The organism is Streptomyces aquilus, from assembly GCF_003955715.1.
GTDB lineage: Bacteria > Actinomycetota > Actinomycetes > Streptomycetales > Streptomycetaceae > Streptomyces > Streptomyces aquilus.
In genome coordinates this window covers 4,867,613-4,894,365 of record NZ_CP034463.1, presented here as the reverse complement: position 1 = coordinate 4,894,365, position 26,753 = coordinate 4,867,613, and the positions used below count along the sequence as shown (strand labels likewise).

The window sequence follows — 26,753 nt, the reverse complement described above, 5'->3', positions numbered from 1 at the left end:
TCACTTGATAGGGACTGTGCTCGTCGCCAACCGGGGCGAGATCGCCTGCCGGATCTTCCGCACCTGCGGTGAGTGGGGAATCCGAACCGTCGCCGTGCACTCGGACCCGGACGCGAACGCGCTCCACGCGCGCGTGGCCGACGCGGCGGTACGACTTCCGGGGGCGACGCCTGCCGAGACGTATCTGCGCGGCGACCTGATCGTGAAGGCGGCCGTCGCCGCCGGCGCGGACGCCGTGCACCCCGGTTACGGCTTCCTCTCCGAGAACGCGGACTTCGCCCGCGCCGTCCTGGACGCGGGGCTGGTGTGGATCGGCCCGCCGCCCGAGGCGATCGAGGCGATGGCGTCCAAGACGCGCGCGAAGGAGCTGATGGGGCTCCGGCCGCTGGGGGAGGTGAGCGCGTCCGACCTGCCGGTGCTCGTGAAAGCGGCCGCCGGCGGCGGGGGGCGCGGGATGAGGATCGTGCGCCGCCTGGAGGAGCTGAGCGCCGCACTGGAGGGCGCGCGCGCCGAGGCCGCGAGCGCCTTCGGGGACGGTGAGGTGTTCGTCGAGCCGTACATCGAGAACGGCCGCCATGTCGAGGTGCAGATCCTCGCCGACACCCACGGCACGGTCTGGGCGCTCGGCACCCGCGACTGCTCCCTCCAGCGCCGCCACCAGAAGGTCATCGAGGAGGCACCGGCGCCCGGGCTCTCCCCGGGGCTCGAAGAGGAGCTGCGCACGCTGGCCGTGCGCGCCGCGCGCGCCGTCTCCTACGTCGGCGCGGGCACCGTCGAGTTCCTCGTCGCCGACGACAAGGCGCACTTCCTGGAGATGAACACCCGCCTCCAGGTCGAGCACCCGGTGACGGAGGCGGTGTTCGACGTGGACCTGGTCGCACTCCAGATCGCCGTTGCGGAAGGACAGCCCCTCCCCGAATCACCGCCACGCGCGCGAGGCCACGCCGTCGAAGCCCGCCTCTACGCCGAGGACCCGGCCCAGGACTGGGCCCCCCAGACCGGCACCCTGCACCGCCTCACGATCCCCGGCGTCCGCCTGGACACCGGCTACGAGGACGGCGACGAGATCGGCGTCCACTACGACCCGATGCTCGCCAAGGCCGTCGCCCACGCCCCCACGCGCGCGGAGGCGATCCGCAAACTGGCCGGCGCGTTGGAACAGGCCCGGCTCCACGGCCCGACGACCAACAGAACCCTCCTGGTGAACTCCCTGCGCCACGACGAGTTCACGACAGCGGCCATGAACACGGCGTTCTACGACCGCCACCTCACGTCGTTGACCTCAACGCCCCCCGACCCGCACGCCCCGCTGGCCGCCGCCCTCGCCGCCGCCCACGGCCGCTCCCGCTTCGGCGGCTGGCGCAACGTCCCTTCACAGCCACAGGTGAAGCGGTACGAGGTGGCGGGCGAGGAGATCGAGGTCCGGTACCGGCACACACGGGAGGGCTGGGAGCCGGACGACGCCGCCGGGGTGCGGGTGGTGCACGTGGACGCACGTCTGGTCGTACTCGAAGTGGACGGCGTGCGGCGCCGGTACGAGGTGTCGAGGTACGGCGACGAGGTGTACGTCGGCGCGACCGCGCTGAGGGCCCTGCCCCGCTTCCCCGACCCGAAGGCACAGCTGGCCCCGGGCTCCTTGGTGGCCCCCATGCCGGGAACGGTGGTCAGGATCGCCGAGGGCCTGGAGGCCGGGGCGAAGGTCGAGGCCGGTGAACCGATCGTCTGGCTCGAAGCGATGAAGATGCAACACCGCATTTCGGCCCCGGTCACGGGGACGCTCAGCGTTCTGCACGCGGTCGTCGGCGGTCAGGTCGCCGTCGGTGCCCTGCTCGCCGTCGTAGAGGAGGACCAGTGAGCATCACCCTGGAGTCAGAGGAACACACCGCCCTGCGCGCCGCCGTCGCCCAGCTGGGCAAGCGCCACGGCCGCGGCTTCGACCGAGAGACCCTCTGGTCCGAGGCCGCCAAACTCGGCTACCTCGGCGTCAACCTCCCCGAGGAGTACGGCGGCGGAGGCGGCGGCATCTCCGAACTCTCCATCGTCCTCGAAGAGCTCGGCGCCGCGGGCTGCCCCCTGCTGATGATGGTCGTCTCACCCGCCATCTGCGGCACGGTCATCGCCCGCTTCGGCACCGAGACCCAGAAGCAGGAATGGCTCCCGGCCCTGGCCGACGGCACCCGCACCATGGCCTTCGGCATCACCGAACCCGACGCCGGCTCCAACTCCCACCGCATCACCACCACGGCCCGCCGCGACCCGGAGACAGGGGACTGGCTGCTCACCGGCCGCAAGGTCTTCATCTCCGGCGTCGACATCGCCGACGCCACCCTCATCGTCGGCCGCACGGAAGATTCCCGCACCGGCCGCCTCAAGCCCTGCCTCTTCATCGTCCCGAGGGACGCCGAAGGGTTCCACCGCCGCCGGATCGACATGGAACTCCAGGCTGCGGAGAAGCAGTTCGAGCTGACGCTCGACGAGGTACGGCTCCCCGCGGACGCGCTCGTCGGCGACGAGGACGCCGGTCTCCTCCAGCTCTTCGCCGGCCTCAACCCCGAGCGCATCATGACGGCCGCGTTCGCGATCGGCATGGGCCGGTACGCACTCGCGCAGGCCGTCACCTACGCCCGCGACCGCACCGTGTGGAACACCCCCATCGGCGCCCACCAGGCCATCGCCCACCCCCTCGCCCAGGCCCACATCGACCTGGAACTGGCCCGCCTGATGATGCAGAAGGCGGCCCACCTCTACGACGCCGGGGACGACGCCGGCGCGGGCGAGGCGGCGAACATGGCGAAGTACGCGGCGGGGGAGGCCTGCGTGAAGGCGGTGGACCAGGCCGTGCACACCTTGGGCGGCAACGGCCTCACGCGCGAGTTCGGGCTCGCCTCGTTGATAACCGCCGCGCGCGTGGCTCGTATTGCCCCGGTGAGCCGGGAGATGATTCTCAACTACGTCTCCCACCAGACCCTGGGCCTGCCCAAGTCGTACTGAGAGCCTGACCCGGCACAGCGTTGTGCGAGGAGGAACCATGTTCCGCAGCGAGTACGCAGACGTCCCGCCCGTCGAACTCCCCATCCACGAGGCCGTACTGGGCCGCGCCGCCGAGTTCGGCGACGTACCCGCCCTGATCGACGGCACCGACGGCACCACCCTCACGTACGCCCAACTGGACGCCTTCCACCGGCGGGTGGCCGCCGGGCTCGCCGAGGCAGGGGTGCGCAAGGGGGACGTGCTCGCCCTGCACAGCCCCAACACGATCGCCTTCCCGACCGCGTTCTACGCGGCCACGCGCGCGGGCGCCTCCGTCACCACCGTCCACCCGCTCGCCACGGCGGAGGAGTTCGCCAAGCAGCTCACCGACTCGGCGGCCCGCTGGATCGTCACCGTCTCCCCCCTCCTCGAAACGGCCCGCAGGGCGGCCGAACTCTCCGGCGGAGTCGAGGAGATCTTCGTCTGCGACAGCGCGCCCGGACACCGCTCGCTCATCGACATGCTGGGCACCACGGCCCCCGAGCCGCAGGTCGACATCGACCCGGTCGAGGACGTGGCGGCGCTGCCGTACTCCTCCGGCACCACCGGCATCCCCAAGGGCGTGATGCTCACCCACTCCCAGATCGCCACCAACCTCGCCCAGCTGGAGCCGCTGATCCCGGCGAAACCCGGCGACCGCATCCTCGCCGTCCTGCCCTTCTTCCACATCTACGGCCTGACCGCCCTGATGAACGCGCCGCTGCGGCAGGGCGCCACCGTCGTCGTCCTGCCCCGCTTCGACCTGGAGACCTACCTCGCGGCCATCCAGAACCACCGCATCACCGACCTGTTCGTGGCCCCGCCGATCGTCCTCGCGCTCGCCAAGCACCCGCTGGTCGCGCAGTACGACCTGTCGTCCCTGCGGCACATCATCAGCGCCGCCGCCCCGCTGGACGCCCAGCTCGCCGCCGCCTGCTCGCGGCGCCTGAACCTGCCGCCGGTCGGCCAGGCGTACGGCATGACCGAACTGTCGCCCGGCACCCATATCGTCCCCCTGGACGGCATGCGCGAGGCCCCCGCCGGCACCGTCGGCAAGCTCATCGCCGGCACCGAGATGCGCATCGTCTCCCTCGACGACCCCGACAAGGACCTCGGCGTCGGCGAGGCCGGCGAGATCCTCATCCGCGGCCCCCAGGTCATGAAGGGCTACCTCGGCCGCCCCGACGCCACCGCCGCGATGATCGACACCGACGGCTGGCTGCACACCGGCGACGTCGGCCGTGTCGACGCCGACGGCTGGCTGTTCGTCGTCGACCGCGTCAAGGAACTCATCAAGTACAAGGGCTTCCAGGTCGCCCCGGCCGAACTCGAAGCCCTGCTCCTCACCCACCCGGGCATCGCCGACGCCGCCGTCATCGGCGTCTACAACGACGAGGGCAACGAGGTCCCGCACGCCTACGTCGTCCGCCAGCCCACCGCCACCGACCTCTCCGAAGGAGAGGTCATGATGCACGTCGCCGAACGCGTCGCCCCCTACAAACGCGTCCGCCAGGTCACCTTCATCGACGACGTCCCGCGCGCCGCCTCCGGCAAGATCCTGCGCCGCCGACTGAGGGAGCTCGCATGACAGCGCACCCGGCCCTGATCGGCCGCACCCGCACGCGGGGCGTCGAGACCCTCACCCTCGACTCCCCGCACAACCGCAACGCCCTGTCGGCCGCCCTGGTCGGCGAGTTGGCGGACGCACTGACCGACTGCGCCAAGGACGGCGACGTCCGCGCGGTCGTCCTCACCCACACCGGCACCACCTTCAGCGCCGGCGCCGACCTCAAGAACCCACCCGACCCCGACGCGCTGGTGGGCCTCCTCCGCCAGATCGTCGCCGCACCGAAACCCGTCCTGGCCCGCGTCACCGGCCACGTCCGCGCGGGCGGCCTCGGCCTGCTCGCCGCCTGCGACATCGGCGCGGCGTCCACCGCGGCGACCTTCGCCTTCACGGAGGTACGGATCGGGGTCGCCCCCGCCGTCATCTCCCTCCCCCTGCTGCCCCGCACCGACCCGCGAGCCCTCGCCCGCTACTACCTCACCGGCGAGCGCTTCGACGCCGCCGAGGCCGCCCGCATCGGCCTGCTGACGGCGACCGGCGACGACGTGGACGCCGTACTCGAACCCGTCCTGGAAGGACTGCGCAAAGCCGCCCCCGAAGCCCTGGCCGAGACGAAACGGCTGCTCACGGTTAGGGTGCTGGAAGCCTTCGACCGGGACGCGGCGGACCTCACCGCGCTCTCGGCCCGCCTGTTCGCCTCCGCGCAGGCCCGCGAGGGCATGACAGCCTTTCTAGAACGACGGGACCCCGCATGGGCGCTGTGAGCACGGTCGGCGACCGTATGGACCGTTCCCCCGGCGAACGCACGGACCGTTCCGCCGGCGAACGCACGCCGAAGCAGGACCGCAGCCGGGCCACCCGCCGGCGGCTCCTCGAAGCCGCCGTGGCCTGCCTCGCCGAACGCGGCTGGGCGGGCTCCACGGTCTCCGTCGTCGCCGAACGCGCGGGCGTCTCCCGCGGCGCCGCCCAGCACCACTTCCCCACCCGCGAGGACCTGTTCACGGCGGCCGTGGAGTACGTCGCCGAGGAGCGCTCCGGTGCGATCCGCGCCTTGTTCCCGCAGGGCGCGGCGGGCGACCGCCGGGCGGTCGTGGCCGCCCTGGTCGACCTCTACACCGGCCCGCTCTTCCGCGCCGCCCTCCACCTGTGGGTCGCCGCGTCCAACGAGGAACAACTCCGCCCGCGAGTGACGGAGTTGGAGGCCCGCGTCGGCCGCGAGACCCACCGGATAGCGGTCGACCTGCTGGGCGCGGACGAATCGAGACCGGGCGCACGGGAGACGGTCCAGGGCCTGCTGGACATGGCCCGCGGCCTGGGCCTGGCCAACCTGCTCACCGACGACCAGGGCCGCCGGGAGAAGGTGGTCGCACAGTGGACGGCGCTGGTGGAGTCGGCGCTCAGGGACTGAGCCGCTCCACCCGCCAGCTCCCGTCCGCCTCCGCCACGTACCGCAGTCGGTCGTGCAGCCGGTTCTCCCGGCCCTGCCAGAACTCCACCGTCCGCGGAGCCACCCTGAAGCCACCCCAGTGCGGCGGCACCGGCACCTGCTCGCCCTCCGGATAGCGGGCCGCCAACTCGGCGTACGACGCCTCCAGATCGGCCCGGGTCCCGATCACCGAGGACTGCTCACTGGCCCACGCCCCCAGCTGCGAACCGTGCGGCCGGGTACGGAAGTACGCGGCGGTCTCGTCCCGTCCCGTACGACGCGCGACGCCACTGACGATCACCTGGCGGGCCATCGGATGCCACGGGAAGAGCAGCGAGACGTACGGGTTCTCGCCGAGGTCGCGCGCCTTGCGGGAGTCGTAGTTCGTGTAGAAGACGAACCCCTGCTCGTCGAACTGCTTCAACAGCACCGTCCGCGAACTCGGCCGGCCCTCCGCGTCCGCCGTCGACACCACCATCGCGTTCGGTTCGAACAGATGGGCCTCCGTCGCCGCCTGCTTGAACCAGCGCGCGAACTGCTCCACCGGGGTGGCGGCGAGCTCGGTCTCGGAGAGCCCCTCGGCCCGGTACTGCTTGCGCATGGAGGCGGGGTCGGGAAAGACGGCATCGGTCACGTGGTCATCTTGCCGTATCGAACGTCACTCCACGGAAGGTGGCACTGAGTGCCGCGAACCCTGCCCAAGGGTGACACTCAGGGATATGGTGCAGATGCCACCCCCGTGGGGTGACCGCCGACCGAACGGGGCATCAACGGGGCAGCACCGGGTTGACCGCCCAGGACCGCGAGCCCCCGCACAGGCCGTGGATCCGTCGGCGTCATCCGTCGTACACATCATGAGGAGCCGCCTGATGTCCGACTTCGTACCTGGCCTCGAAGGAGTCGTCGCGTTCGAGACGGAGATCGCCGAACCGGACAAGGAGGGCGGCGCCCTCCGCTACCGCGGCGTCGACATCGAGGACCTCGTCGGCCACGTCTCGTTCGGCAACGTCTGGGGCCTGCTCGTCGACGGCGCCTTCCGCCCCGGCCTGCCGCCCGCCGAGCCCTTCCCGATCCCCGTCCACTCCGGCGACATCCGCGTCGACGTCCAGTCGGCCCTGGCCATGCTCGCCCCCGTCTGGGGCCTGAAACCCCTCCTCGACATCGACGAGGCCCAGGCCCGCGACGACCTCGCCCGCGCCGCCGTCATGGCCCTGTCCTACGTCGCCCAGTCCGCCCGCGGCCAGGGCCGCCCCATGGTCCCGCAGCGCGAGATCGACAAGGCCCAGTCCGTCGTCGAACGCTTCATGATCCGCTGGCGCGGCGAACCCGACCCCAAGCACGTCGCGGCGGTCGACGCGTACTGGACCTCCGCCGCCGAGCACGGCATGAACGCGTCCACCTTCACGGCCCGGGTCATCGCCTCGACCGGCGCGGACGTCGCGGCGGCGCTCTCGGGTGCCGTAGGAGCGATGTCCGGCCCGCTGCACGGCGGCGCCCCCTCCCGCGTCCTGTACATGATCGAGGAGATCGAGCGCACCGGGGACGCGGAGGCGTACGTCAAGCAGGCCCTCGACAAGGGCGAACGGCTGATGGGCTTCGGCCACCGGGTGTACCGGGCCGAGGACCCCCGCGCGCGCGTGCTGCGCCGCACGGCACGCGAACTGGGCGCGCCGCGCTTCGAGGTCGCCGAGGCGCTGGAGAAGGCGGCCCTGGCGGAACTCCACGCCCGCCGCCCGGACCGCGTCCTGGCCACGAACGTGGAGTTCTGGGCGGCGATCGTCCTCGACTTCGCCGAGGTCCCGGCGCACATGTTCACGTCCATGTTCACGTGCGCCCGTACGGCCGGGTGGTCGGCGCACATCCTGGAGCAGAAGCGCACGGGCCGCTTGGTACGGCCCTCCGCCCGCTATGTGGGACCGGGTGTGCGCAGCCCGCAGGAGATCGAGGGATACGGCAACATCGCCGACCACTGAGGTGGGTGGATGAGGAGCGCGGGCGACTGCGGGCCGGTGCGAAGGGCGCTCCTCACGCCGGAGTCAAGAGGCTCCCGTGATGCCGCTCCGCCACCAGCGGATGCGCCCGCAGCTTGCCCTTGAGCTCGTTGTAGCCGTACTCGGCGAAGAGCGGGTTGGCCGGGTCGTCGGTGATACCGCGCGCGGTATCGGCGTACGGGAAGGGCAGCGGCTCCACCCGCGCGTCCAGGCGGGGGTTGTAGAAGAACGGCACGGAGAACCGCTCGGTGGCGCCGGGCGGGGAGACGACCCGGTGGTTGGTGGCCACGAGATACCCGTTCGTGGCCACCTCCAACAGCTCCCCGAGATTCACGACGAAGGCCCCCTCCAGCGGCGGCACGTCATGGAAGAGCCCGTCCTCCCGCTGCACCTGGAGGCCACCGACCTGGTCCTGGAGGAGCAGGGTGAGGAACCCGTAGTCCTTGTGGGCGCCGACGCCCTGATCGGCGCCGTCACCGGCGCTCCCCGGGTAGCGCACGAGCTTGAGGTGCGGGTGGGCCCGGTCGCCGAAGATCGGGTCGTAGAAGTCGGCGGGCGCCCCGATGGAGACGAGCAGCTCGTGCAGCAGCCGCTCGGCGACGGAGCTGAGCCGCTCGACCCAGGCGAGCGAGGCGGTACGCAGCTCGGGCAGCGAGTCGGGCCACTGGTTGGGCCCCTCCAGCCACCAGTACGCCGGCTCACCGGCCCCGGGTATCCGCGCGGGCCGCTCGGCCCCGATGTCGAGCTGGTCCCGCCAGTCCCGGCTGCCACCGGTGCGCTCGTCACCGGTGCGGGTGTATCCGCGGAAGTGCGGCGACCGTACGTTGTCGAGGGCGAGCCGCTCGTCCTCGGGCAGCGCGAAGAACCTCCGCATGGCGGACAGGAGGGCGCGCGTCTCCGCTTCCGGGACCCCATGCCCGACGAGCTGGAAGAACCCCACGTCATGAGCGGCGCTGTGCAGCTGGGCACGGAGCAGCGCACGGGCCTGGGGACCGCGATCGGCGGCCGAGAGATCGATGATCGGGAGCTGCTGGTACGACGGAGTCGTCGACACGTGGGTCATGGTGCGTCCGCAAAGGGTGAGAGGGAGAAAAGGCGGCAGCGGATGGCTGCGCGGAAGGGCTGGAGGCTCAGATGGAGCGTCGACAGCCCATGCTCGTGACGCGGACGTAGTCCACGTGGCGGCGTCGAACGAGCGAAAGCATACGGTCAGAGTACTGCGCACCGAAGAAAACGCGGGTGTCGCAGATCATGCCCGTAAAACTTCTCCGCATCCCTGCGGAGACGCAGACGACCCGCGAGCTCGGGTCCCCCCGCCTCGGCGGGGGAGCCGGCCGGACGTACCGGCGAGCTCACGGGTCGGGTGACTGCTTGGGATTGGGCCGGCTGCACGCTTCTGTCGCGCACTGGTCCGGCACCGCACTGAATGTGGTGACGGGCCGCTAGCCCGCAGCCACCTCTTCCGTCCGGTAGGAATACATCTGCCGAACCACCTCCCTTCTGAAGTAGCAGCAGCCTAAAAACCCCTCGGCGCTCGATCAACCGCTTTTTCGAGATGTTGACGGAGCGGGGAGGAACAGGGCCGCCAGCCGAGGCAGCCGTCGGCGCATCTCGTCCTCGTCGTCGAAGTCGAAGTCCTCGCCCAGTGGATCGGCGGGGGAATCGACAGAGGGACGGTCGGCCACGTACTGCTTCCAGTCGGCCCAGAAGGTCTCGCCCTCGCCGGTGATCCGCTCGTAGGCGTCGGAGGCGCAGTAGTTGGCGTCCTCGTCGAAGAGGGCGCGGTCCCCGACATCGGTGGCTGCCGCGATGACGTCGGGGTGCTCGGCGAGGGAGTCGGGGGAGGCGGCCGCGCGTTCGTACCAGTGGCGGCCCTGGGCTATCAGGCCCGCGCGGAAGTCCATGAAGCTGTCGTCGGAGCAGCCGCCGCCGATGAGGTAGGCGGCGGCCCAGACGTCCCAGCGGTAGAGGGCGTCGTGGAGGGTGTCGAAGTGGTCCTGGTACTCCAGGATCTGTTGCTTGGGGCGGGCTGCCAGGAGGGCGGCCAGTGCCTCGTGGAAGGGGGCTTCGTCCGTCGTGGCGAAGCGGGCCTTGTTGATGAGGTGCCAGAACTCTTTCGTGTCCACGGCACGCACTGTGCCAGCCGGGTCTGACAGTCGCCCCGCTGCCGAGCCCTCAGAGGATGCTCCGGCGCCCCTCCTCGAAGTAGTGCCCCTCCGCCAGGTCCGCGAGCAGGTCGGGCTGCTCCGGCTTCCAGGACAGGCGTTGCCGGGTCAGGGTGCTGGAGGCGCGGAGGTCGAGGGCGATGAAGTGGGCGAACCAGCCGAAGTGGGCGGCGGCCTCGGCGCCGGCCACCTGTACCACCGGTACGCCCAGGCCCTGGCCTATCGCGGTCGCGATGGCGTGGAAGGGGACGCCCTCGTCGTCGATCGCGTGGACGCGGGTGCCCGCGTCGGCCTTCTCCAGGGCCAGGCGGTAGAGGCGGGCCGCGTCGAGGCGGTGGACGGCGGGCCAGTGGTTGGTGCCGGCGTCGATCGTCGCGGAGACGCCCTTGTCGCGGGCGATGTCGATGAGCTTGGGGACGAAGGCGCCGTCGTCGCGGCCGTGCACGGACGGAGGCAGGCGGACGACCGAGGCGCGTACGCCGCGGTCGGCGAGGGCGAGGGTGGCCTCCTCGGAGGCGACGCGGAAGGGCGCCACGGAATCCGGGTGGGCCGCGTCCTCCTCCGTGCCGAAGACGCCGCGCTCGACCAGGAACGCCGACGTCGTCACGAAGGGCTTGCCGGTGCCTTCCAGCACCGACCCCATCGCCTCGATGGCGTGCAGGTCGATGACGCCCGAGGCGGCGATGTTCGAGAAGTCGTGCTTGAAGGCGGTGTGGATGACACCGTCGGCCGCCTCCGCTCCCCGGCGCAGGCTGTCGAGGTCGTCCAGGTCGCCGCGGTGCACCTGCGCGCCCGCGGCCCGCAGCGCCGCCGCGGAGTTGTCGGAGCGGGCCAGGCCGACCACTTCGTGGCCGGCGCCCATGAGTTCACGTACGACGGCGCTGCCCACGAAGCCGCTGGCGCCGGTGACGAACACACGCATGCTGATGACCCCCAGAGGGATGGAAACCGGGATTTCGGGATGCCTCCAGCCTCGGGAACGGTGGGCTCCCGCGTCCAAAGCCTCTTTCGTATACGGCAATGCGATCTGGGCATCACCGCAGCTAGGCTCGTTGTATGGCCGACTCCCAGCCGAACCCCGGCACCGTGGACCTCGATCTCCGTCTCGTCCGCTACTTCACCGTCGTCGCCGAGCATCGCCACTTCGGCCGGGCCGCCGACGCCCTGCACATCACCCAGCCCTCGCTGAGCCGCCAGGTGCAGCGGCTGGAGCGGGAGTTGGGGGCGCGGCTGCTGGACCGGACGCCGCAGGGGACGCGGCTGACGGAGGCGGGGGAGGTCTTCCTCACGGAGGCGAAGGCGTTGCTGCGGGCGGCGGCTCAGGCGTCCGTACGCGCGCGTGCCGCCGCTCAGCCGCATCGGATGACGGTCGGTTTCACCCCGGGCATCATCGTCACCCCGGCGGTCCGGGCGGTACGGCACCGGCACCCGGACGCCGAGGTGGTGACCGCCCACCTGGCCTGGGACGACGTACACCACGCCCTGCTCGACCACCGGGTCGACGCGGTGGTGACGCGGTTGCCGTTCCGCACCGAGGGGCTGCGGGTGACGGTCCTCTACGACGAGCCGCGCGTGCTGATCGTGCCGCTGGACCACCGGCTGGCCGGCAAGGAGGCCGTCACGCTGGACGACATCGCCGACGAGCGGCTGCCGCGCACGGCGGACCCGGTGCGCAGCGCGTTCTGGCGGTTCGAGCCGCGCCCGGACGGGCGCCCGGCGCCGGACGGGCCGCTCATCGAGGCGGTCGAGGACAAGTTCGAACTCGTCGCCTCCGGCGAGTCGTTGGCGGTCGCCGCGCAGTCCGTGGGGCGGGTCCTGCGGCCCGACCTCACCATGGTCCCGCTGGAGGGCGTCGAGCCCAGCCACGTCGTCGTCGCCACCCGCGCGGACGACCGCAACCGCCTGGTGACGGCCTTCCGCAAGGCCGCGCGGGAGCATCTCACCCCTGGTGCGTGACCGTCTCCAGGAGGTTCGCGACGAGCGGGCTGTCGTCGTCCCGGCGCCAGGCCACCGCGACCACGGTCCGCGCGCCCGGCGCGGCGAGGGGCCGGAAGGCGACGCCCTTGAGCCGGACACGGCGGATGCTCGCCGGTGCGAGCGACACCCCGAGGCCGGTCTCGACGAGGGCGCAGACGGTCTGCCACTCGGTGGCGTGCTGGGCGACGCGCGGGGCGCACAGGCCGGTGATGCGGTCATGGAGGCCGGGACCCGCCTCGCGCGGCAGGAGGACGAAGGGGTGGGCGCCCAACTCGTCGGGGGTCACCGTGCGTTGGGCCGCCAGGGGATGGGCGCGCGGCAGCACCGCCACGAACGGCTCCGTCAGGACCGTACGGAAGGACAAGTCCGGGTCGGCGGACGGTGGTTCGCGCAGGAGGCCGACATCGAGACCGCCCTCGCGCAGGGCGGTCAGCTGGGGTGCGGTGGTCATCTCGCGGATGTCCAGGCGTACGTGCGGATAGCGGTCCACGTAGCTGCGCAGCAGCCCCGGCAGCAGCGTCAGGGCGAGCGACGCGGCGAAGCCGAGGCGCAGGGTGCCGGTCCGGCCGGCGGCCGCCGCGCGGGCCGCCGCGAGGCCGTCGGTGAGCGCGGCAAGGGCCTGGCGGGCGGCAGGGAGGAGTTCCCGTCCAGCCGGTGTGAGGGTGACCGGGCCCGGCGGCCGTACGAGGAGCGGGGCGCCGACCTTGTCCTCCAGGCGCCGGATCTGCTGGCTCAGCGGCGGCTGAGCGATACCGAGCCGCGCGGCGGCCCGCCCGAAGTGCAGTTCCTCGGCGAGGACGACGAAGGCGTGAAGTTGAGGGAGGGGGACTTCCGGCCGCTGCTCCATATCTCCATGCATATCACTTCATCCACCGCTGGATGTGCGACGTATGACCGCAGCTCCTGTGAAGATCGAGATTGAGGTGTCCGCGCGGCGGGGAGGTGGAGGACGTGTCTGATCTTCCGATAGTCCGGCTGGAGCGTGCGGTCGGCGACGCCCTGCTCGAACAGTGGCGGTACGTCCACAACGTGATCATCCCGGCCGACCCGCTGAGCCTCGACGCGGTGCGGGAGCGCAGTACGCGCTACCGCCTGGAGAACGCGTACGTGGATGACGTCCTCGTCGGCTGTTCCACCGTGCGCCCGCCGGAGGGCGCGGACGCGGTGGCGACCGTCATCGCGCGCGTGCTGCCCGCGCACCGGCGGCGGGGATACGGGACGGCCCTGTACGAGAACGGGCTCGCCCACGCGCGCGTGCTGGGCGCGAAGGTGATCGAGACGTGTGTGCTGGCCGTCAACGAGGACGGTCTGCGCTTCGCCGGGAAACAGGGCTTCGTCGAGGTCGAGCGGTATGTGCTCGACGGCGAGAGCGACGAATGGGTCGATCTCCGGCTCGCCTAGGCGCACCGGGACACCCGCAGAGACAGGAGCGGCGTACAACGATTCCCCCAACTTGTGGGAACTCGGTGTGTGCTGCGTCACGTTCCAGTTAGATGATTGCAAGTGAGCGAACCGACGTGCCGTACGTACGGACGCAGCCTGCAGGGGGTCCGGGTGAGTGCTTCCAGGCGTAGTGGGACCACCGACGAGCTGGGGCCGGACGAGCCGGAGCAGCCCGACCAGCCCGACCGGGACGGCGCCGACCTGCTCGCCGCCCTGCTCGACGGCATGGACGCGGCGCTGTGCGCCTTCGACGCGGACGGCGTCGTCACCCACTGGAACCGCGAGGCGGAGCGGATTCTGGGCTGGACCGCGGCCGAGGCCGTGGGCCGGCACGGCTTCGCCGGATGGGCCGTACGGGAGGCCGACGCCGAGGAGGTCGAGGGGCGGCTGATGTCCGCCATGCAGGCCCCGGGACGGCAGGTGCACGAGTTCGCGCTGCTGACCAAGGACGGCGGACGGGTCCTCGTACGGACGCAGTCGGCCGCCGTGCACGGCCCGGACGGCAAGCCCGCCGGGGTGTACTGCGCGTTCAGCGAGGTGCACGCGCAGATCGACCTGGAGCGGTCGATCGCGCTGAGCGAGGCGCTCTTCGAGGACGCCAGCTGGGGCGTCGTGCTGGTCGACGCGGACCTGCGGCCCGCGGTGGTGAACGCGCACGCGGCGCGGGCGCTGGGCATCGGCCGTACGGCCGTGCTGGGACGGCCCCTGGGCGAGCTGCTCGCGCAGGGCGTGGAGGAACTGGAGAGCGCCCTCACGCATGTGCTCGCGGAGGGCGCGCCGCCCGCGCCGGCCGAGATCTGGGTGAGCGTACGGACGCCGGAGGGCGAGCAGCGGCGCTGCTGGCGGTGCGGGTTCGTGCGGCTGGCCTCGCCGCTCGCCGAGGAGCCGGTGCCGCTGGGCGTGGGCTGGCTGTTCAACGACGTCACCGTGGCCAAGCAGGCCGAGCAGGAGGCGTCCCTGCTGCGCTTCCGGGGCAACCAGCTGCACCGCGCGGCCCGCGCGGCCGCCGAGTGCGAGGACCCGGCGGAGGCGGCGACGATCCACCTGGACTTCGCGCTCGCCGGCTTCGCCGACCACGCGCTGATCGACCGGGTGGCGGGGGACGGCTCACTGGCCGACGGGGACTCGGACGTTCCGGTACGACTGGTCCGGGTCGCCGCGACTCCCTCGGGGGCACCGGGGCCGAGCCTGCTGACCGGGCAGGCCGGGTTGCCGGTGCGGTACGCGGAGGGGCATCCGGCGTTGCAGTGCGTGGAGCGCGTCGGGTCGGTACGGGCCAGCGTGGGCTCGGTGCCGGCGGAGCGGGCGCGCGAGTGGGCGCTGTCCCGGCAGTGGCCGCCGGACGCGGTGCACGCGCTGTGCGCGGTGCTGCGGAGCCGGGGGCGGACGCTGGGGGCGGTGACGTTTCTGCGGGGTGCCGGACGGAGTCCGTTCGAACGGTCCGACGCGGCTTATGCGGAGGACGTGGCGCTGCGGATCGCCGCGGCGCTGGATCTGGCGGGGGCGTTGCGGGGGTGAGCGGAGGCAGGTGAAGGGTCAGCGCCGGTAGAAGATCCGGTCCCCGTACTCATCGAACACCCGCTCGTTCCACTCCAGCCCCCCGTCCACGTTCCCCGACCGCAGCATCGGCGGCTCCACGCCCCGTTCCGCCAGGGATGTCGCCGCCGTTGCCACCATGGCCTGCATCAGGGCGGACGTCACCACCGTCGAGGCGGGGGCGAAGGGGGCCGGGACCGTGTCGAGGGTGAGCTCCGCGTCGCCGATGGCGATCTTGGAGTCGAGGACGACGTCGCAGTGGTCCTTGAGATAGGTGCCGGAGGAGTGCCGGGAGCGGGTCTCCGTGGCGTACGCCACCGACGTCACGCCGATGACCTTCACCCCGCGCGCGCGGGCGGTCATCGCCATCTCCACCGGCATCGCGTTGCGGCCGGAGAGGGAGATGATCACCAGGGCGTCGCCCGCGCGGAGCGGGGAGCAGTCCAGGATGGTGCTCGCGAGGCCGTCGACGCGCTCCAGGGCGGAGCCGAGCGTGGCCGGCATGACGTCCACGCCCACCATCCCGGGCGCGGCGAGGAGGTTCATCAGGGCGAGGCCACCGGCCCGGTAGACGACGTCCTGGGCGGCGAGCGAGGAGTGCCCGGCGCCGAAGGCGAACAGCCGGCCCCCGGCGGCGACGGTGTCGGCGAGGAGCGTGCCGGCCGTGGCGATGGGCTCGGCCTCCTCGTCGCGGACCCGCTGAAGCAGGCCGATGGCGGCGTCGAGGAACCGGTCGGCGGGCGTGCCGTCGCTCATACGAACCCCTTCGGGTTGGCTGTGTCGCGGATCACCGTGCGGTCTGGACCAGTGCGGTGTCAATACGGCCTGCCGAAGCTCCGCGGGGGGCGTCCCGCGCTGGACCGCGCGCCCGCGAAACCAGCTCGTTTCACCGGCGCGGCACGGTTGTCAGTGCCATGCGTCAGAATTGGGGTCAGGGCCAGCGCACGCGCCGCGGAGTGGTCGCGCTTCCGGCAGAGCTAATCGAGGGGCACGTATGTCCGGACTGATCGACACCACGGAGATGTATCTCCGCACCATCCTCGAGCTGGAAGAGGAAGGTGTGGTCCCCATGCGCGCCCGGATCGCCGAGCGGCTCGACCAGAGCGGGCCGACCGTCTCCCAGACGGTGGCGCGGATGGAGCGGGACGGCCTGGTGTCCGTGGCGAGCGACCGGCATCTGGAGCTGACCGACGAGGGCCGCCGGCTGGCGACGCGCGTGATGCGCAAGCACCGCCTCGCGGAGTGTCTCCTGGTCGACGTGATCGGCCTGGAGTGGGAGCAGGTCCACGCCGAGGCCTGTCGCTGGGAGCACGTGATGAGCGAGGCCGTCGAGCGCCGCGTCCTGGAGCTGCTGCGCCACCCCACCGAGTCGCCGTACGGCAACCCGATCCCCGGTCTGGAGGAGCTCGGCGAGAAGGACGGTGCCGACCCCTTCCTCGACGAGGGCATGGTGTCGCTGGCCGACCTGGACCCGGGCGGCGAGGGCAAGACGGTCGTGGTGCGCCGCATCGGCGAGCCGATCCAGACGGACGCACAGCTGATGTACACGCTGCGGCGCGCGGGGGTGCAGCCCGGCTCGGTGGTGAGCGTGACGGAGTCGGCCGGCGGGGTGCTGGTGGGCAGCGGCGGCGAGGCGGCCGAGCTGGCGGCGGACGTCGCCTCGCATGTGTTCGTCGCCAAGCGCTGACCGGCCGGTCGTCCTGGGGTTTTTCCAACTGCGGTGGCCGTAGGGACAGTTGTGGCGTCCCGGGGGAGGCCGCCGATGTGGCGACGCGGTGTGGCCGATTCGAAGATTCAGTGCGCCGAATCGCAGCGCTCCGACGCCCCGCGTGCAAGGCTGTCGCGTGAGGCATATGACCTGAGGGGGCCGGGATGATGTGCCGCAGACGCGTGGAGGGCCCCGGCGCCATGTGGCGCCGGGGCCTGTCCTCCCCTGTGCTGACCCGGAGCCCCGAGCTCTCAGGGTCATTCCCCTCGGACCGATTTCCCCGAGCGGTCCGCCTCCCGCAGAAGATCTCCCCTCGGTCGCGACGATCAATCCTTGAGTGAGGTCACTCGAATGAGGGGTGTTGGCGGCGGAGGACGCATTTTCGAATGGGCATTCGATAGCCTTGGGGTGACACGCGGGGCGGAACATGCGCTTCAGGGAGGGGCGGCGGCGCGACAGCGAGCGCGTCGGGCAGGGCAAGGCAGACATGGTTCACAGGACCGGCCGGCTGAGCGGGAGCAAGCGGTCCGAGCGGAGCTAGGGGGGTGCCAGGACCAATGGCGCGGCGCATCGACGTGACCGGAGCGGGCGGCGTACGCCTTGCCGCCTGGGAGTTCGGCGACCCTCCCAAGCCCGACCAGGCGGCGGGGCCGACGGAGCGGGGCCTGGAGCAGGGCGGCGCCGCCGGCCGGCGGGCGGGGCGGCGGACCGTCCAAGGCGCCCTCGACCGCTCACCCGGCGTGCTGTTACTGCACGGCCTCATGGGCCGCGCCTCCCACTGGGCCCCCACCGCCCGCTGGCTGTCCGAACGCCACCGGGCCGTCGCCCTCGACCAGCGCGGCCACGGCCGCAGCGACAAGCCCCCGCAGGCCTCCTTCACCCGCGAGGCCTACGTCGAGGACGCCGAGGCGGCCCTCGAACAGCTCGGCCTCGGCCCGGCCGTCCTCATCGGCCATGCCATGGGCGCCCTGACCGCCTGGCAGCTCGCCGCGAAACGGCCCGACCTGGTCTCCGGTGTGATCATCTGCGACATGCGGGCCTCAGCACTCGGAGCGGCCTCGCAGCGGGAGTGGGCGGACTGGTTCAAGTCCTGGCCCCTCCCCTTCGCCACCCTGGCCGACGTACGCAAGTGGTTCGGCGAGGACGACCCCTGGGTGGAGCGCCCGAACCCCGCCCGCGGCGAGTTCTACGCCGAGGTGATGGCCGAGTCGCCGGACGGCTGGCGGCCCGTCTTCGAACCCGAGCAGATGCTGAAGTCCCGGGAGACCTGGGTGCTCGACGCGCACTGGGAGGAGCTGGCGCAGGTCCAGTGCCCCGCGCTGGTCGTCCGCGGTCTCGACGGCGAGCTGGGGCGGGCGGAGGCGCAGGAGATGGTGCGGGTACTGCCGCGGGGGGAGTACGCCGAGGTCGCCGACGCCGGCCACCTGGTGCACTACGACCAGCCGGACGCCTGGCGGGCAGCCGTGCAGCCCTTCATCGAGAGCCTGTTCGGAGAACGGTAGCGGTCAGCTTTCTCCGACCGCCGCAAGGATCGCTGGCGGCCACCAGCCCCTGCTTGACCGGCGCAAGGGCCACTGGCGGACTCAGCCCTCGTTTGACTGCCGCGAGGGCCACTGGCGGCCGTCAAGCCCTTGATCGACCGCCGCAAGATCGTTGGCGGCCGTCAGCCCTTGCGTGGCCGCCGCCAGGATTGCCGGCGTCCGTCAGCCCTCGCTTGACCGGCCCAGGGGGCACTGGCGGACTCAGCCCTCGTTTGACCCCCGCAAGCGTCACCGCCGGTCGTCAGCCCTTGCTGACCGCCGTCAGAATCTCCGGTAGCCGGGCTGCCGTCCTCGGTGCCGCCAGTCGCAGCCCCGCCAGCGTGATCGCCGCCCCGTACAGCGCCCCCACCGGCAGCAGCACCCAGCTCCACCGGTCGCCGTCGCGTACCACGTTCAGCCAGATCGTCAGCGTGATGACCGGGGCGCACAGCAGCGCGGCGGCGATCATGCCGCCGAAGATGGAGATCCAGGCGAGCCCGGCCTGGCCGGGGGCCACGTTCTTGTAGCCCTCCTGCGGGATGGAGTACGGGAAGCGGGCCGAGGTCCAGGCGCCCGTCGCCAGCATCGCGCCCAGCAGGGCGAAGGACAGGCCGAGCGCCTCCGGCAGCCTGGCCCAGTCACCGAGCATCGCCGTCGTCACGACGGTCACGAGCGTCGCGTACGGCAGGGTGATCACCAGCAGCGCCAGGGCGCGGCCGCGCAGCTCGACGTACGCGTCCCGGGACGAGGAGATGGTCGTCGCGACCATCCAGAACGCGGAGGTGTCCTGCCCGAACTGGTTGTACATCTGGATGCCGAGCATTCCGGCGGCGAAGCACGCGAAGTAGATCGAGCCGGTGCCCTGAAGGGCGTTGAACACGGGGACGATCAGCCCGATCGCCAGCGAGGTGACCCACGCGGCCTTCGTCTTCGGGTCGCGCCAGATGTAGCGCAGGCTGCGCTCGACCACCGTGCCCGTGCGCCCGCCCGGCAGCAGCCGTCCCAGCCCCGTCGACGTCCGCTCGCGGGCGGCCGAATCGGTGGCGGCGGCCTGGAGCGTGGAGCCGTCCGGCGAGATCATCAGCCGCGTCAGATGCCGCGACCAGAGCGCGACCAGGGCGACCAACGCACCGGCGCTCAGCGCGAGTTGGGTGACCGCGACGCCGTACGACCCCGAACTCGCCGAGTCCACCGCCCCGATCGCGGACGCCGGCGGCACCCAGCGCAGCACGTCCCCGGCCGGGTCCAGCTGCGCCAGACCGCTCGAACCCAGGCGTTGCACACCGAAGTTGGCCAGCTGCGCCCCGATCGCGATCACGAGGCCGCTCAGCACCGCCAGGTCCCGCCCCTTGCGGCTGGTCAGCAGCCGGATGTTGGCGACGGCCACGGCCCGCGCGAGCGCCACGCACACCAGCAGCGCCAGCACCACCCCGACGACGGCGACGACGTACGCCACCGAGCCGTGCGCCACCGACACCGCGGAACCGACCAGCAGGCACAGCGTGAACACCGGCCCGATCCCCACCAGCGAGGCCACGAGCAGCGCCCGCACCAGCGGCCGGGGCCGCAGCGGCAGCATCACCAGGCGCGTCGGATCAAGGGTTTCGTCGCCACCCGGGAAGAACAGCGGCATCACCGCCCACCCGACGGCCAGCACCGCCACCAGCAGCACGGCCACGGACACGGCGTGCGCATTGCCGCGCAACGCGATCAGCCCGAGCAGTTGCAGCGCCGCGAACAGCAGCGTGACGACGGCCGACACGATGTACGCGGCCCGCCGCCCACCGGACTGCCGCAGCCCGTTCCTGAGCAGCGACAGCTTCAGCCGTACGACGACGGCGGTGACGTCGGCACTCATCGGGCCGCCCCGCCGCCCAGCCAGTCCAGATCGGACCCGGCGTCCCGCCCGTGCGCCCCGACCAGCTCCAGGAACGCCTGCTGGAGCGAGGGCGCCTCGCCGCGCACCTCGGCGAGCGTGCCCTGGGCCCGGATGCGTCCGGCGGCCATCACCGCGACCCAGTCGCACAGCGACTCGACGAGCTCCATGACGTGCGAGGAGAAGACGACGGTGGCGCCGGAGGCGGTGTAGCGCTCCAGCACCCCGCGGATGGTCTGCGCGGACACCGGGTCGACGCCCTCGAACGGCTCGTCCAGGAAGAGGACTTCGGGGTTGTGGAGGAGCGCGGCCGCGAGTCCGATCTTCTTCCGCATGCCGGTCGAGTAGTCGACCACCAGCTTGTGCTGTGCCCCGGCGAGGTCGAGGACGTCGAGCAGTTGCGCGGCGCGCTTGTCGACCTCGGCCCCGGGCAGCCCCCGCAACCGCCCGGAGTAGCCGAGGAGTTCGCGCCCCGAGAGCCGCTCGAAGAGCCGCAGCCCCTCCGGGAGGACCCCGATCCGGGCCTTGACCTCGACGGGGTCCCGCCAGACGTCGTGCCCGACGACGGACACCGACCCCTGGTCGGGCCGCAAAAGGCCGGTGATCATGGAGAGGGTGGTGGTCTTCCCGGCTCCGTTGGGCCCCACGAGCCCGATGAACTTCCCGGCGGGCAGTTCGAGATCAATCCCGGCAACGGCAATCTGCTGCCCGAACCGCTTCCAGAGCCCACGCACACTTACAGCCGACGTCATGCATGCCAACCTAAGGGCTGGCTACCTGTCGCGACCGCACGCGTAGGCGAGCGGCGAGATCAACTCCTCGGCATCCGGCAACCACCGATTGGCGGGAGTGGGCCGACAAGCCCACTGCACAGCCCCGCGCGAGCCATACCGCGTAGGCGGAGCGGCAACGTAAGCACCCTCACCCAACGCCACCAGGTCCAGGGAAGACGGCGTCCACCCCAGCTTCCGCACCAGTTCCGGCACCTTCACGGACGCCCCCGGCAACACGAAGAAGTGCATCCGGCGGTCGGGCGACAAGGTCACCGGCCCGAGCGTCAACTCCATCCGCTCCATCCGGGCCAACGCGAGAAACCCGGCCGTCTCCGGCACGGACACCGCGTCGAAGGTCCGCCCCGTCGGCAGCAGGATCGCCGCGAGCGGCTGCTTCTGCCACAACCGGCGCGCGACCGTCGCACTGCCGGTCGCCTGCGTCGCCCAGTCGTCGCGCGCGGGGTGCGCGCCGGGTGCGGCGCACGCCGCGTCGCCGCAGGAGCAGCGCTGCACCCCGTCGACGGCTTCCAGCCAGGTGCCGGGGAAGACGTCCCAGTGGCGCTCCTCGGCGTAGCGTACGGCTGTCTCCAGCAGCGATTCGCCGCGCTGCTTCGGAATCTGAGCGGCTTCGGTGCCCGCGATCGTCTCTTCCACGATGAACACAACTCCCGCACCCACCTGGAGTTACGGGGGTAACGCGCGCGGGGGAGGGGCATCGATTCCGCATCTGGGGCGCATGGATGCACGTGTGGGGGCGCGCGGGAGGAACGACGGCGCGATCGGGGTAGCCAGCTGTGGGGGCGGCAACCGCCTTTACCCCGGCAATCCTCGCAAGCCTCGCATTTTCGGTTCGATCGCGGGGCATCGATCTTCACGGCCGGATTTTTTCGGTGGAAGACACGTCAACTCGGTGCGTGGGCAGGCACCGCAGCCACAGGGGGTTACGCCATGGCCGCAAGGCCTCTCGTCGCGCGGCAGCCGAACGAACGGTTGCAGGCGCTCATCCAGGAAGCGGGCTGCTCGAACGCCGGGCTGGCCCGCCGCGTCAACATGTGCGGTGCGGAGCACGGCCTCGATCTGCGCTACGACAAGACGTCCGTGGCGCGTTGGCTGCGCGGCCAGCAGCCGCGGGGCCGGGCGCCGGCGATCATCGCGGAGGCCCTGGGCCGCAAGCTCGGCCGTACGGTCACGATCGACGAGATCGGCATGGCCAACGGCAAGAACCTCGCCTCGGGCGTGGGTCTCCAGTTCTCGCCGACCGTACTGGGGGCCATCGAGCAGGTCTGCGAGCTGTGGCGCAGTGACGTGGGCCGGCGGGACTTCCTGTCCGGCTCGTCCATGGCCGCCTCCGCGCTCGTCGAACCGAGCCGCGACTGGCTGATCTCCTCGCCGGACTCCCAGGTGGCGCGCTCGGCAGGACCCCGGGTGGGGCAGTCGGACGTGGCGGCCGTGAAGGCGATGACCCAGGCCCTCGTCGACCTCGACCACCAGTACGGCAGCGGGCATGTGCGGCCGGTCGTCGTGCACTACCTCAACAGCGTCGTCTCCGGGCTGCTCGCCGGGTCGTACCGGGAGGCCGTGGGGCGGGAACTGTTCGCCGCCGTCGCGCGGTTGACGGAACTCGCCGGGTACATGGCCATCGACACCGGCCAACCGGGCCTGGCCCAGCGGTACTACATCCAGGCGCTGCGCCTCGCGCAGGCCGCCGGGGACCGCGGCTACGGCGGGTACGTCCTCGCCGCCTCCATGAGCCATCTCGCCGCGCAGCTCGGAAACCCGCGCGAGATCGCGCAGTTGGCGCGCGCGGCGCAGGAAGGAGCGCGGGGGCGCGTGACACCGCGCGCGGAGGCGATGTTCTACGCGGCCGAGGCACGCGGGCACGCCCTGCTGGGCGACGCGCGGGCGGCGCAGGCGGCCTCCGGGCGGGCGGTGAGCGCGCTGGAGTCGGCGGACGCGAGCTCCGGGGACGACCCGGCGTGGATCGCGCACTTCGACGAGGCCTATCTGGCCGACGAGTTGGCGCACTGCCACCGCGACCTCGGCCAGGCCGAGGCGGCGGCGCGACGGGCGCAGGAGTCGCTGGACGGCCTGCCGGAGACCAAGGCGCGGCGCCGGGCCATCGGATACGTCCTGCTGGCCACCGCACAGGTGCAGCAGCGCGAGATCGAACAGGCCTGCCACACCGGCCTGAAGGCCGTGGAGCTGCTGGAGACGGTCCGGTCCAACCGGGGCGCCGAGTATCTCGACGACTTCCAGCAGCGTCTCGAACCCTTCCGGGACGAGCCCGTGGTACGGGAGTTCGGGGCCCGGCTGGAGTTGCAGGCCGCCGCATGAAATCCGTGGGTACGAGGGCGTGAACTCCCGGGAAACGAAGGCACTTGAGCGGAAAGGAGGGCTTATAGAGCGGATGCGGGCCCGGTTCTGTTACCGCGGTCACAGGGACGCAGGTCACGTCCCGTGCTGCGTGGCACCGGGCTCGGGGGACCCGGTAGCGTGAGCCGACGATTCACAAGGTCCCCCATTAGTAGGAGTCCCGGTGACGCAGAGTGGACAGGGCGAGGAGCCCTCGCCGCGCGTGGCGCGCGAAGGCATCGTGCTGCCCTCGGACGGTGGCGAACCGCTGCTGCCGGGTATGACCGGCGTCCCCGCGGGCGGCAGCCACGTACCGGCGCCCGCCCCGTCGGCACCGCCCGCCGCGCCGCCGGGCGCTCAGGCCTGGGGCACCCCGTGGGGACCCGACCAGCAGGCACCGGCTCCGCAGCAGCCCGCCCCGGGTGACGGCTGGGGGGCGTCGCAGGGCCGGCCGTGGGGAGCCCCGGACCCGTACCAGACGCAGACCCCGAACCCGTACCAGGCTCAGACCCCGGACCCGTACCAGGGGGAGGCCCCGGGCTCGTACCAGGGGGAGAGCCAGGGCTCGTACCAGGCACATGCCCCGGGCTCGGGCCCCTACCAGGGTCAGGCGCAGGCACCCGACCCGTACCAGGCGCAGCCGCCGGGCTACCAGACCGACCAGCCCACCTCCTACTACCTGCCGCCGGTCGGGCAGACGCCGCCGGCGCCCCAGCCGCTGCCGCAGGAGAACGCCCCGGCACCGCAGCCGTCCGGCTACGACGCCGACCAGGCGACCTCCTACTACCTGCCGCCGGTCGCCCAGACGCCCCCCGCCTCCCAGCCGCTGCCGCAGGAGAACGCCCCGGCACCGCAGCCGTCCGGCTACGACGCCGACCAGGCCACGTCCTATTACCTGCCGCCCGTGGGGCAGCCCCTGCCGACGCCGCCGGGCGCCGACCCGTACGGCGCCCCCGCCGGACCCGGCGCCGCCACCGGCGCACCCCTGCCGCCCGCCGACGAGGGCGCCACGCAGTACATCCCGCCGGTCACGCCGGGCGCGCTGCCGCCCGAGGTGCCGGGCGAGCGGACGCAGTTCCTGGGGCAGCCGCCGCAGGGGCCCGCGGCGCACGGACAGGGGGCGCAGGCCGGACCGGGTGGCGTGCCGCACGGTCAGGGGGCGCAGGCCGGTCCGGGTGCCGGGCCGCTGCCGCCCGTGTCGGGGCCGGACGCGGAGGCGACGCAGTACATCCCGCCCGTGACCGGGCAGCACGGCGGGGAGCGCCAGCCGCCCGCCGAGTTCGACAACCTCTTCCGCAGCGGGACCGGCGGGGAGGGCCCGGCCGGGGCCACGCAGGTGCTGCCGCGGTTCGAGCCGGAGCCGGCCCAGCCGCAGCAGTCGTACGTCCCGCCCACCGGTGCCGGACGGCGGGCCGCGCAGGCGGACGAGCGGGACCACAGCGGCCCCACCCGGTCGCGGGTACCCGCCATCGCCGCCGTGGGCATCGGTATCGCCGTTCTCGGCATCGGCGCGGGGGCGCTGCTGGCGAGCGGCGGCGGGGACGACAAGGGCGACGACAACAAGCCCGTCTCCGCGACCGCCCCGGCGTCCGAAGGTTCCGCCTCGCCGTCCACGGACGCGGCGAAGGAGCAGGCGGTCGCGCTGGACAAGCTGCTCGCCGACAGCGGTGACAGCCGGGCGTCCGTGATCAGCGCGGTCGGCAATGTGAAGGCCTGCAAGGATCTCGGGCAGGCGGCCACCGACCTGCGCGACGCCGCGGGTCAGCGGAACGACCTGGTCACCAGCCTGTCCGGGCTGTCCGTCGGCCAGCTGCCGAACCACTCCGAGCTGACCACCGCCCTGACCAAGGCGTGGAAGGCGTCCGCGTCGGCCGACAACCACTACGCGGCCTGGGCGGACCAGGTCGCCGGCAACAAGAAGGCCTGCAAGAAGGGCCAGGCCCGCTCCACCCCGCAGACCCTGGCCGGCAACCAGGCGAGCGGCGAGGCGACCATCCAGAAGAAGACGGCCGCCCGGCTGTGGAACGCGATCGCGAGGAAGTACGGCCTGACCGAGCGCACCTACACCCAGCTGTAGCGGGGTCCTAGCCGACCTCGGCGTTCGCCAGCGTCTTGCGGACGTCGGTGAAGCCGGGGTGGGCGGCCACGAGCCGGCCCTCGCGGACGACCTGGAGCGTCACGTCGGTGTTGACCAGGCGGGTCAGGCCGATGGCGGCGAGGCCGTTCTCGTACTCCCAGTTGAGGGTCGGGGTGAGCCCGCCGGTGTTGACCTTCAGGCCGCCGTCGAGGGCCTTGCGGATCGCGGTGCCGGTCACCTCGCCGTCGCCGAGCGACTCCAGGACGGCCTTGAGCACGGTGTAGGCGATCCACGTGGTCTGCACTCCGGCGTCCGCGGGGTCGATGCGGTTGTCGCCGAACGCCTCCTTCTTGATCACCTGCTTCATGGGGTCCCAGCGCTTGTCGCTCGCGACCGGGTACCAGCTGGTGATGTACGACCCCTCGTACGGCCCCGACTGCCCGCCGGAGGCGTTGATCACCGTCTGGTCGACGCTGCCGAGCACGGTGGCCGTGCGCACGGCCGGGTAGTTCTCGCGGGCGCGGCGGAAGGAGTCCATGAAGGTGCCGGTGTGGTCGCCGAGGGCGGGCACCACACAGCCCTTCTTCGCCGGGTCGGTGGTGGTGTGCTTCAGGGCGCGCTCGGACTGGGCGGAGTACTCGGTGGCGTCCTCGTCGGCCAGCTGGTCCGCCGCGGTGGGATGGCCGCCCGCCTTGAGACCGGAGTCGATCATGGCGTGCAGCTCGTCGCCCGCGATGGAGTCGGGCCGGACCAGGGCGACGGGCCCGCAGGCACCGGCGAGTTCCTTGCCGAGACCGGCGAGCAGGCTGGGCTGGCCGCCGTTGACGGGGAAGGAGAGCGGGCTCTCCAGCTCGGCGTTGGTGATGCCGTAGCCGCCCAGGTAGGGGATGTCGGCGCTCTCCAGGGTCGGGAGGAACGCGTCGCCGTGCTGGCTGTAGGAGCCGACGACCGCGACGACGCCCTCGTCGGCGGCGCGCTGGGCGCACTTGGCGGCGGTGACGGTGTCGTTCTGGTCGTTGCAGACCAGGATGGAGAGCTTGCGGCCGTTGATGCCGCCCTGGGCGTTGATCCAGCGCGCGTAGGCCTGCGCGAGGGCGGGCATGCCGGGCTTGTTGGTGGCGTTCGTGTTCATCGGCGCCCAGGTCATGATCTTGATCGGGTCGTCCCCGGCGCCCCCCGTGACACCGGGGACGACCCCGCAGCCGGCTATGAGTGACGCACATCCCACCAGCGCCCCCGCCGCGAGGGCGGTGGCTCTGACGGGCCGCGTGAAGGTGGGGAGGAAGGTGCTGCGGGTGCGTCGCCTGCCAGTCATGGGCACACACGCTTCCGC

At 72.2% G+C, this 26,753-nt stretch carries 23 protein-coding genes; 13 read left to right on the top strand and 10 right to left on the bottom strand.

The features are described 5' to 3' along the window. Window positions 1–4: 4 nt before the first annotated feature. The 5 genes from EJC51_RS22480 to EJC51_RS22460 are packed head-to-tail and all read left to right on the top strand — an operon-like array spanning window position 5 to window position 5,984. Window positions 5–1,855, top strand: coding sequence for an ATP-binding protein (locus EJC51_RS22480; protein ID WP_126272747.1), 1,851 nt, complete (start codon window positions 5–7; stop codon window positions 1,853–1,855). After that, window positions 1,852–2,991: an acyl-CoA dehydrogenase family protein gene (locus tag EJC51_RS22475; protein ID WP_126272746.1), complete on the top strand. Its 1,140-nt coding sequence runs from the start codon at window positions 1,852–1,854 to the stop codon at window positions 2,989–2,991. Before EJC51_RS22480 ends, EJC51_RS22475 begins: the two co-directional genes overlap by 4 nt. 37 nt (window positions 2,992–3,028) lie before the next feature. Further along, a complete protein-coding gene (locus EJC51_RS22470) occupies window positions 3,029–4,597 on the top strand; it encodes a 4-coumarate--CoA ligase family protein (RefSeq protein ID WP_126272745.1) in 1,569 nt (522 codons plus the stop codon). Continuing rightward, window positions 4,594–5,340, top strand: coding sequence for an enoyl-CoA hydratase family protein (locus EJC51_RS22465; protein ID WP_126272744.1), 747 nt, complete (start codon window positions 4,594–4,596; stop codon window positions 5,338–5,340). Before EJC51_RS22470 ends, EJC51_RS22465 begins: the two co-directional genes overlap by 4 nt. Further along, window positions 5,328–5,984 (top strand): TetR/AcrR family transcriptional regulator, encoded by a 657-nt coding sequence (locus EJC51_RS22460; protein ID WP_425276801.1) that lies wholly within the window; start codon window positions 5,328–5,330, stop codon window positions 5,982–5,984. Before EJC51_RS22465 ends, EJC51_RS22460 begins: the two co-directional genes overlap by 13 nt. Here EJC51_RS22460 and pdxH read toward each other — a convergent pair. Then, window positions 5,974–6,603: a pyridoxamine 5'-phosphate oxidase gene (gene pdxH / locus EJC51_RS22455; RefSeq protein ID WP_399582635.1), complete on the bottom strand. Its 630-nt coding sequence runs from the start codon at window positions 6,601–6,603 to the stop codon at window positions 5,974–5,976. The two genes, EJC51_RS22460 and pdxH, sit on opposite strands and share 11 nt — an antisense overlap. 268 nt (window positions 6,604–6,871) lie before the next feature. Here pdxH and EJC51_RS22450 point away from each other — a divergent pair, with 268 nt between their 5' ends. After that, window positions 6,872–7,975 (top strand): citrate synthase 2, encoded by a 1,104-nt coding sequence (locus EJC51_RS22450; protein ID WP_126272742.1) that lies wholly within the window; start codon window positions 6,872–6,874, stop codon window positions 7,973–7,975. A 52-nt stretch (window positions 7,976–8,027) separates the two neighbouring features. Here the strand turns inward: EJC51_RS22450 and EJC51_RS22445 are convergent, their stop codons facing one another. The 3 genes from EJC51_RS22445 to EJC51_RS22435 form a co-directional block, all read right to left on the bottom strand. After that, complete coding sequence (locus tag EJC51_RS22445) at window positions 8,028–9,056, bottom strand: isopenicillin N synthase family dioxygenase (RefSeq protein ID WP_126272741.1); 1,029 nt, start codon at window positions 9,054–9,056, stop codon at window positions 8,028–8,030. A gap of 475 nt (window positions 9,057–9,531) precedes the next feature. Next, window positions 9,532–10,119 (bottom strand): DUF4240 domain-containing protein, encoded by a 588-nt coding sequence (locus tag EJC51_RS22440; RefSeq protein WP_126272740.1) that lies wholly within the window; start codon window positions 10,117–10,119, stop codon window positions 9,532–9,534. Window positions 10,120–10,168: 49 nt separating this feature from the next. Further along, window positions 10,169–11,080 (bottom strand): SDR family oxidoreductase, encoded by a 912-nt coding sequence (locus EJC51_RS22435; protein ID WP_126272739.1) that lies wholly within the window; start codon window positions 11,078–11,080, stop codon window positions 10,169–10,171. 134 nt (window positions 11,081–11,214) lie between these two features. Between EJC51_RS22435 and EJC51_RS22430 the strand changes: the two genes are divergently transcribed. Beyond that, the gene (locus EJC51_RS22430) at window positions 11,215–12,114 is read left to right on the top strand and encodes a LysR family transcriptional regulator (protein ID WP_126272738.1); all 900 of its coding nucleotides are present in this window, start codon (window positions 11,215–11,217) and stop codon (window positions 12,112–12,114) included. Here the strand turns inward: EJC51_RS22430 and EJC51_RS22425 are convergent. Next, on the bottom strand, window positions 12,098–12,982 hold the full coding sequence (locus EJC51_RS22425; RefSeq protein WP_126272737.1) for a LysR family transcriptional regulator: 885 nt from the start codon (window positions 12,980–12,982) through the stop codon (window positions 12,098–12,100). The genes EJC51_RS22430 and EJC51_RS22425 overlap by 17 nt on opposite strands. 104 nt (window positions 12,983–13,086) lie before the next feature. Here EJC51_RS22425 and EJC51_RS22420 point away from each other — a divergent pair, with 104 nt between their 5' ends. Together EJC51_RS22420 and EJC51_RS22415 are read left to right on the top strand one after the other, a co-directional pair. Continuing rightward, on the top strand, window positions 13,087–13,536 hold the full coding sequence (locus EJC51_RS22420) for a GNAT family N-acetyltransferase (protein ID WP_126272736.1): 450 nt from the start codon (window positions 13,087–13,089) through the stop codon (window positions 13,534–13,536). Window positions 13,537–13,689: 153 nt separating this feature from the next. After that, entirely contained in the window at window positions 13,690–15,096 is a 1,407-nt protein-coding gene (locus tag EJC51_RS22415) for a PAS domain-containing protein (protein ID WP_126272735.1), read from the top strand. An 18-nt stretch (window positions 15,097–15,114) separates the two neighbouring features. On the opposite strand, the gene EJC51_RS22410 is transcribed toward EJC51_RS22415, so the two are convergent. Beyond that, window positions 15,115–15,870, bottom strand: a complete 756-nt coding sequence (locus tag EJC51_RS22410) for an SIS domain-containing protein (protein WP_126272734.1) — start codon at window positions 15,868–15,870, stop codon at window positions 15,115–15,117. Window positions 15,871–16,108: 238 nt separating this feature from the next. Here EJC51_RS22410 and EJC51_RS22405 point away from each other — a divergent pair, with 238 nt between their 5' ends. Next, a complete protein-coding gene (locus EJC51_RS22405) occupies window positions 16,109–16,801 on the top strand; it encodes an iron-dependent transcriptional repressor DtxR (RefSeq protein ID WP_059195917.1) in 693 nt (230 codons plus the stop codon). Between the two features lie 578 nt (window positions 16,802–17,379). Next, window positions 17,380–18,324, top strand: a complete 945-nt coding sequence (locus EJC51_RS22400; protein ID WP_126272733.1) for an alpha/beta fold hydrolase — start codon at window positions 17,380–17,382, stop codon at window positions 18,322–18,324. Between the two features lie 280 nt (window positions 18,325–18,604). On the opposite strand, the gene EJC51_RS22395 is transcribed toward EJC51_RS22400, so the two are convergent. The 3 genes from EJC51_RS22395 to EJC51_RS22385 are packed head-to-tail and all read right to left on the bottom strand — an operon-like array spanning window position 18,605 to window position 21,654. Continuing rightward, window positions 18,605–20,200, bottom strand: a complete 1,596-nt coding sequence (locus tag EJC51_RS22395) for a transporter (RefSeq protein WP_126272732.1) — start codon at window positions 20,198–20,200, stop codon at window positions 18,605–18,607. After that, window positions 20,197–20,970, bottom strand: coding sequence for an ABC transporter ATP-binding protein (locus EJC51_RS22390; protein ID WP_126272731.1), 774 nt, complete (start codon window positions 20,968–20,970; stop codon window positions 20,197–20,199). The genes EJC51_RS22395 and EJC51_RS22390 overlap by 4 nt, the downstream gene beginning before the upstream one ends. Window positions 20,971–20,991: 21 nt before the next feature. Then, window positions 20,992–21,654, bottom strand: coding sequence for a bifunctional DNA primase/polymerase (locus EJC51_RS22385; protein ID WP_126272730.1), 663 nt, complete (start codon window positions 21,652–21,654; stop codon window positions 20,992–20,994). Window positions 21,655–21,939: 285 nt separating this feature from the next. Between EJC51_RS22385 and EJC51_RS22380 the strand changes: the two genes are divergently transcribed. Then, on the top strand, window positions 21,940–23,325 hold the full coding sequence (locus EJC51_RS22380) for an NsdA family TPR-like regulatory protein (RefSeq protein ID WP_126272729.1): 1,386 nt from the start codon (window positions 21,940–21,942) through the stop codon (window positions 23,323–23,325). Between the two features lie 202 nt (window positions 23,326–23,527). After that, window positions 23,528–25,420 (top strand): hypothetical protein, encoded by a 1,893-nt coding sequence (locus EJC51_RS22375; protein WP_126272728.1) that lies wholly within the window; start codon window positions 23,528–23,530, stop codon window positions 25,418–25,420. 7 nt (window positions 25,421–25,427) lie between these two features. Here the strand turns inward: EJC51_RS22375 and EJC51_RS22370 are convergent, their stop codons facing one another. Next, window positions 25,428–26,735 carry an ABC transporter substrate-binding protein gene (locus tag EJC51_RS22370; RefSeq protein WP_126272727.1) on the bottom strand — a complete coding sequence of 436 codons (1,308 nt, stop codon included), beginning with the start codon at window positions 26,733–26,735 and terminating at the stop codon, window positions 25,428–25,430. Window positions 26,736–26,753: the final 18 nt, after the last annotated feature.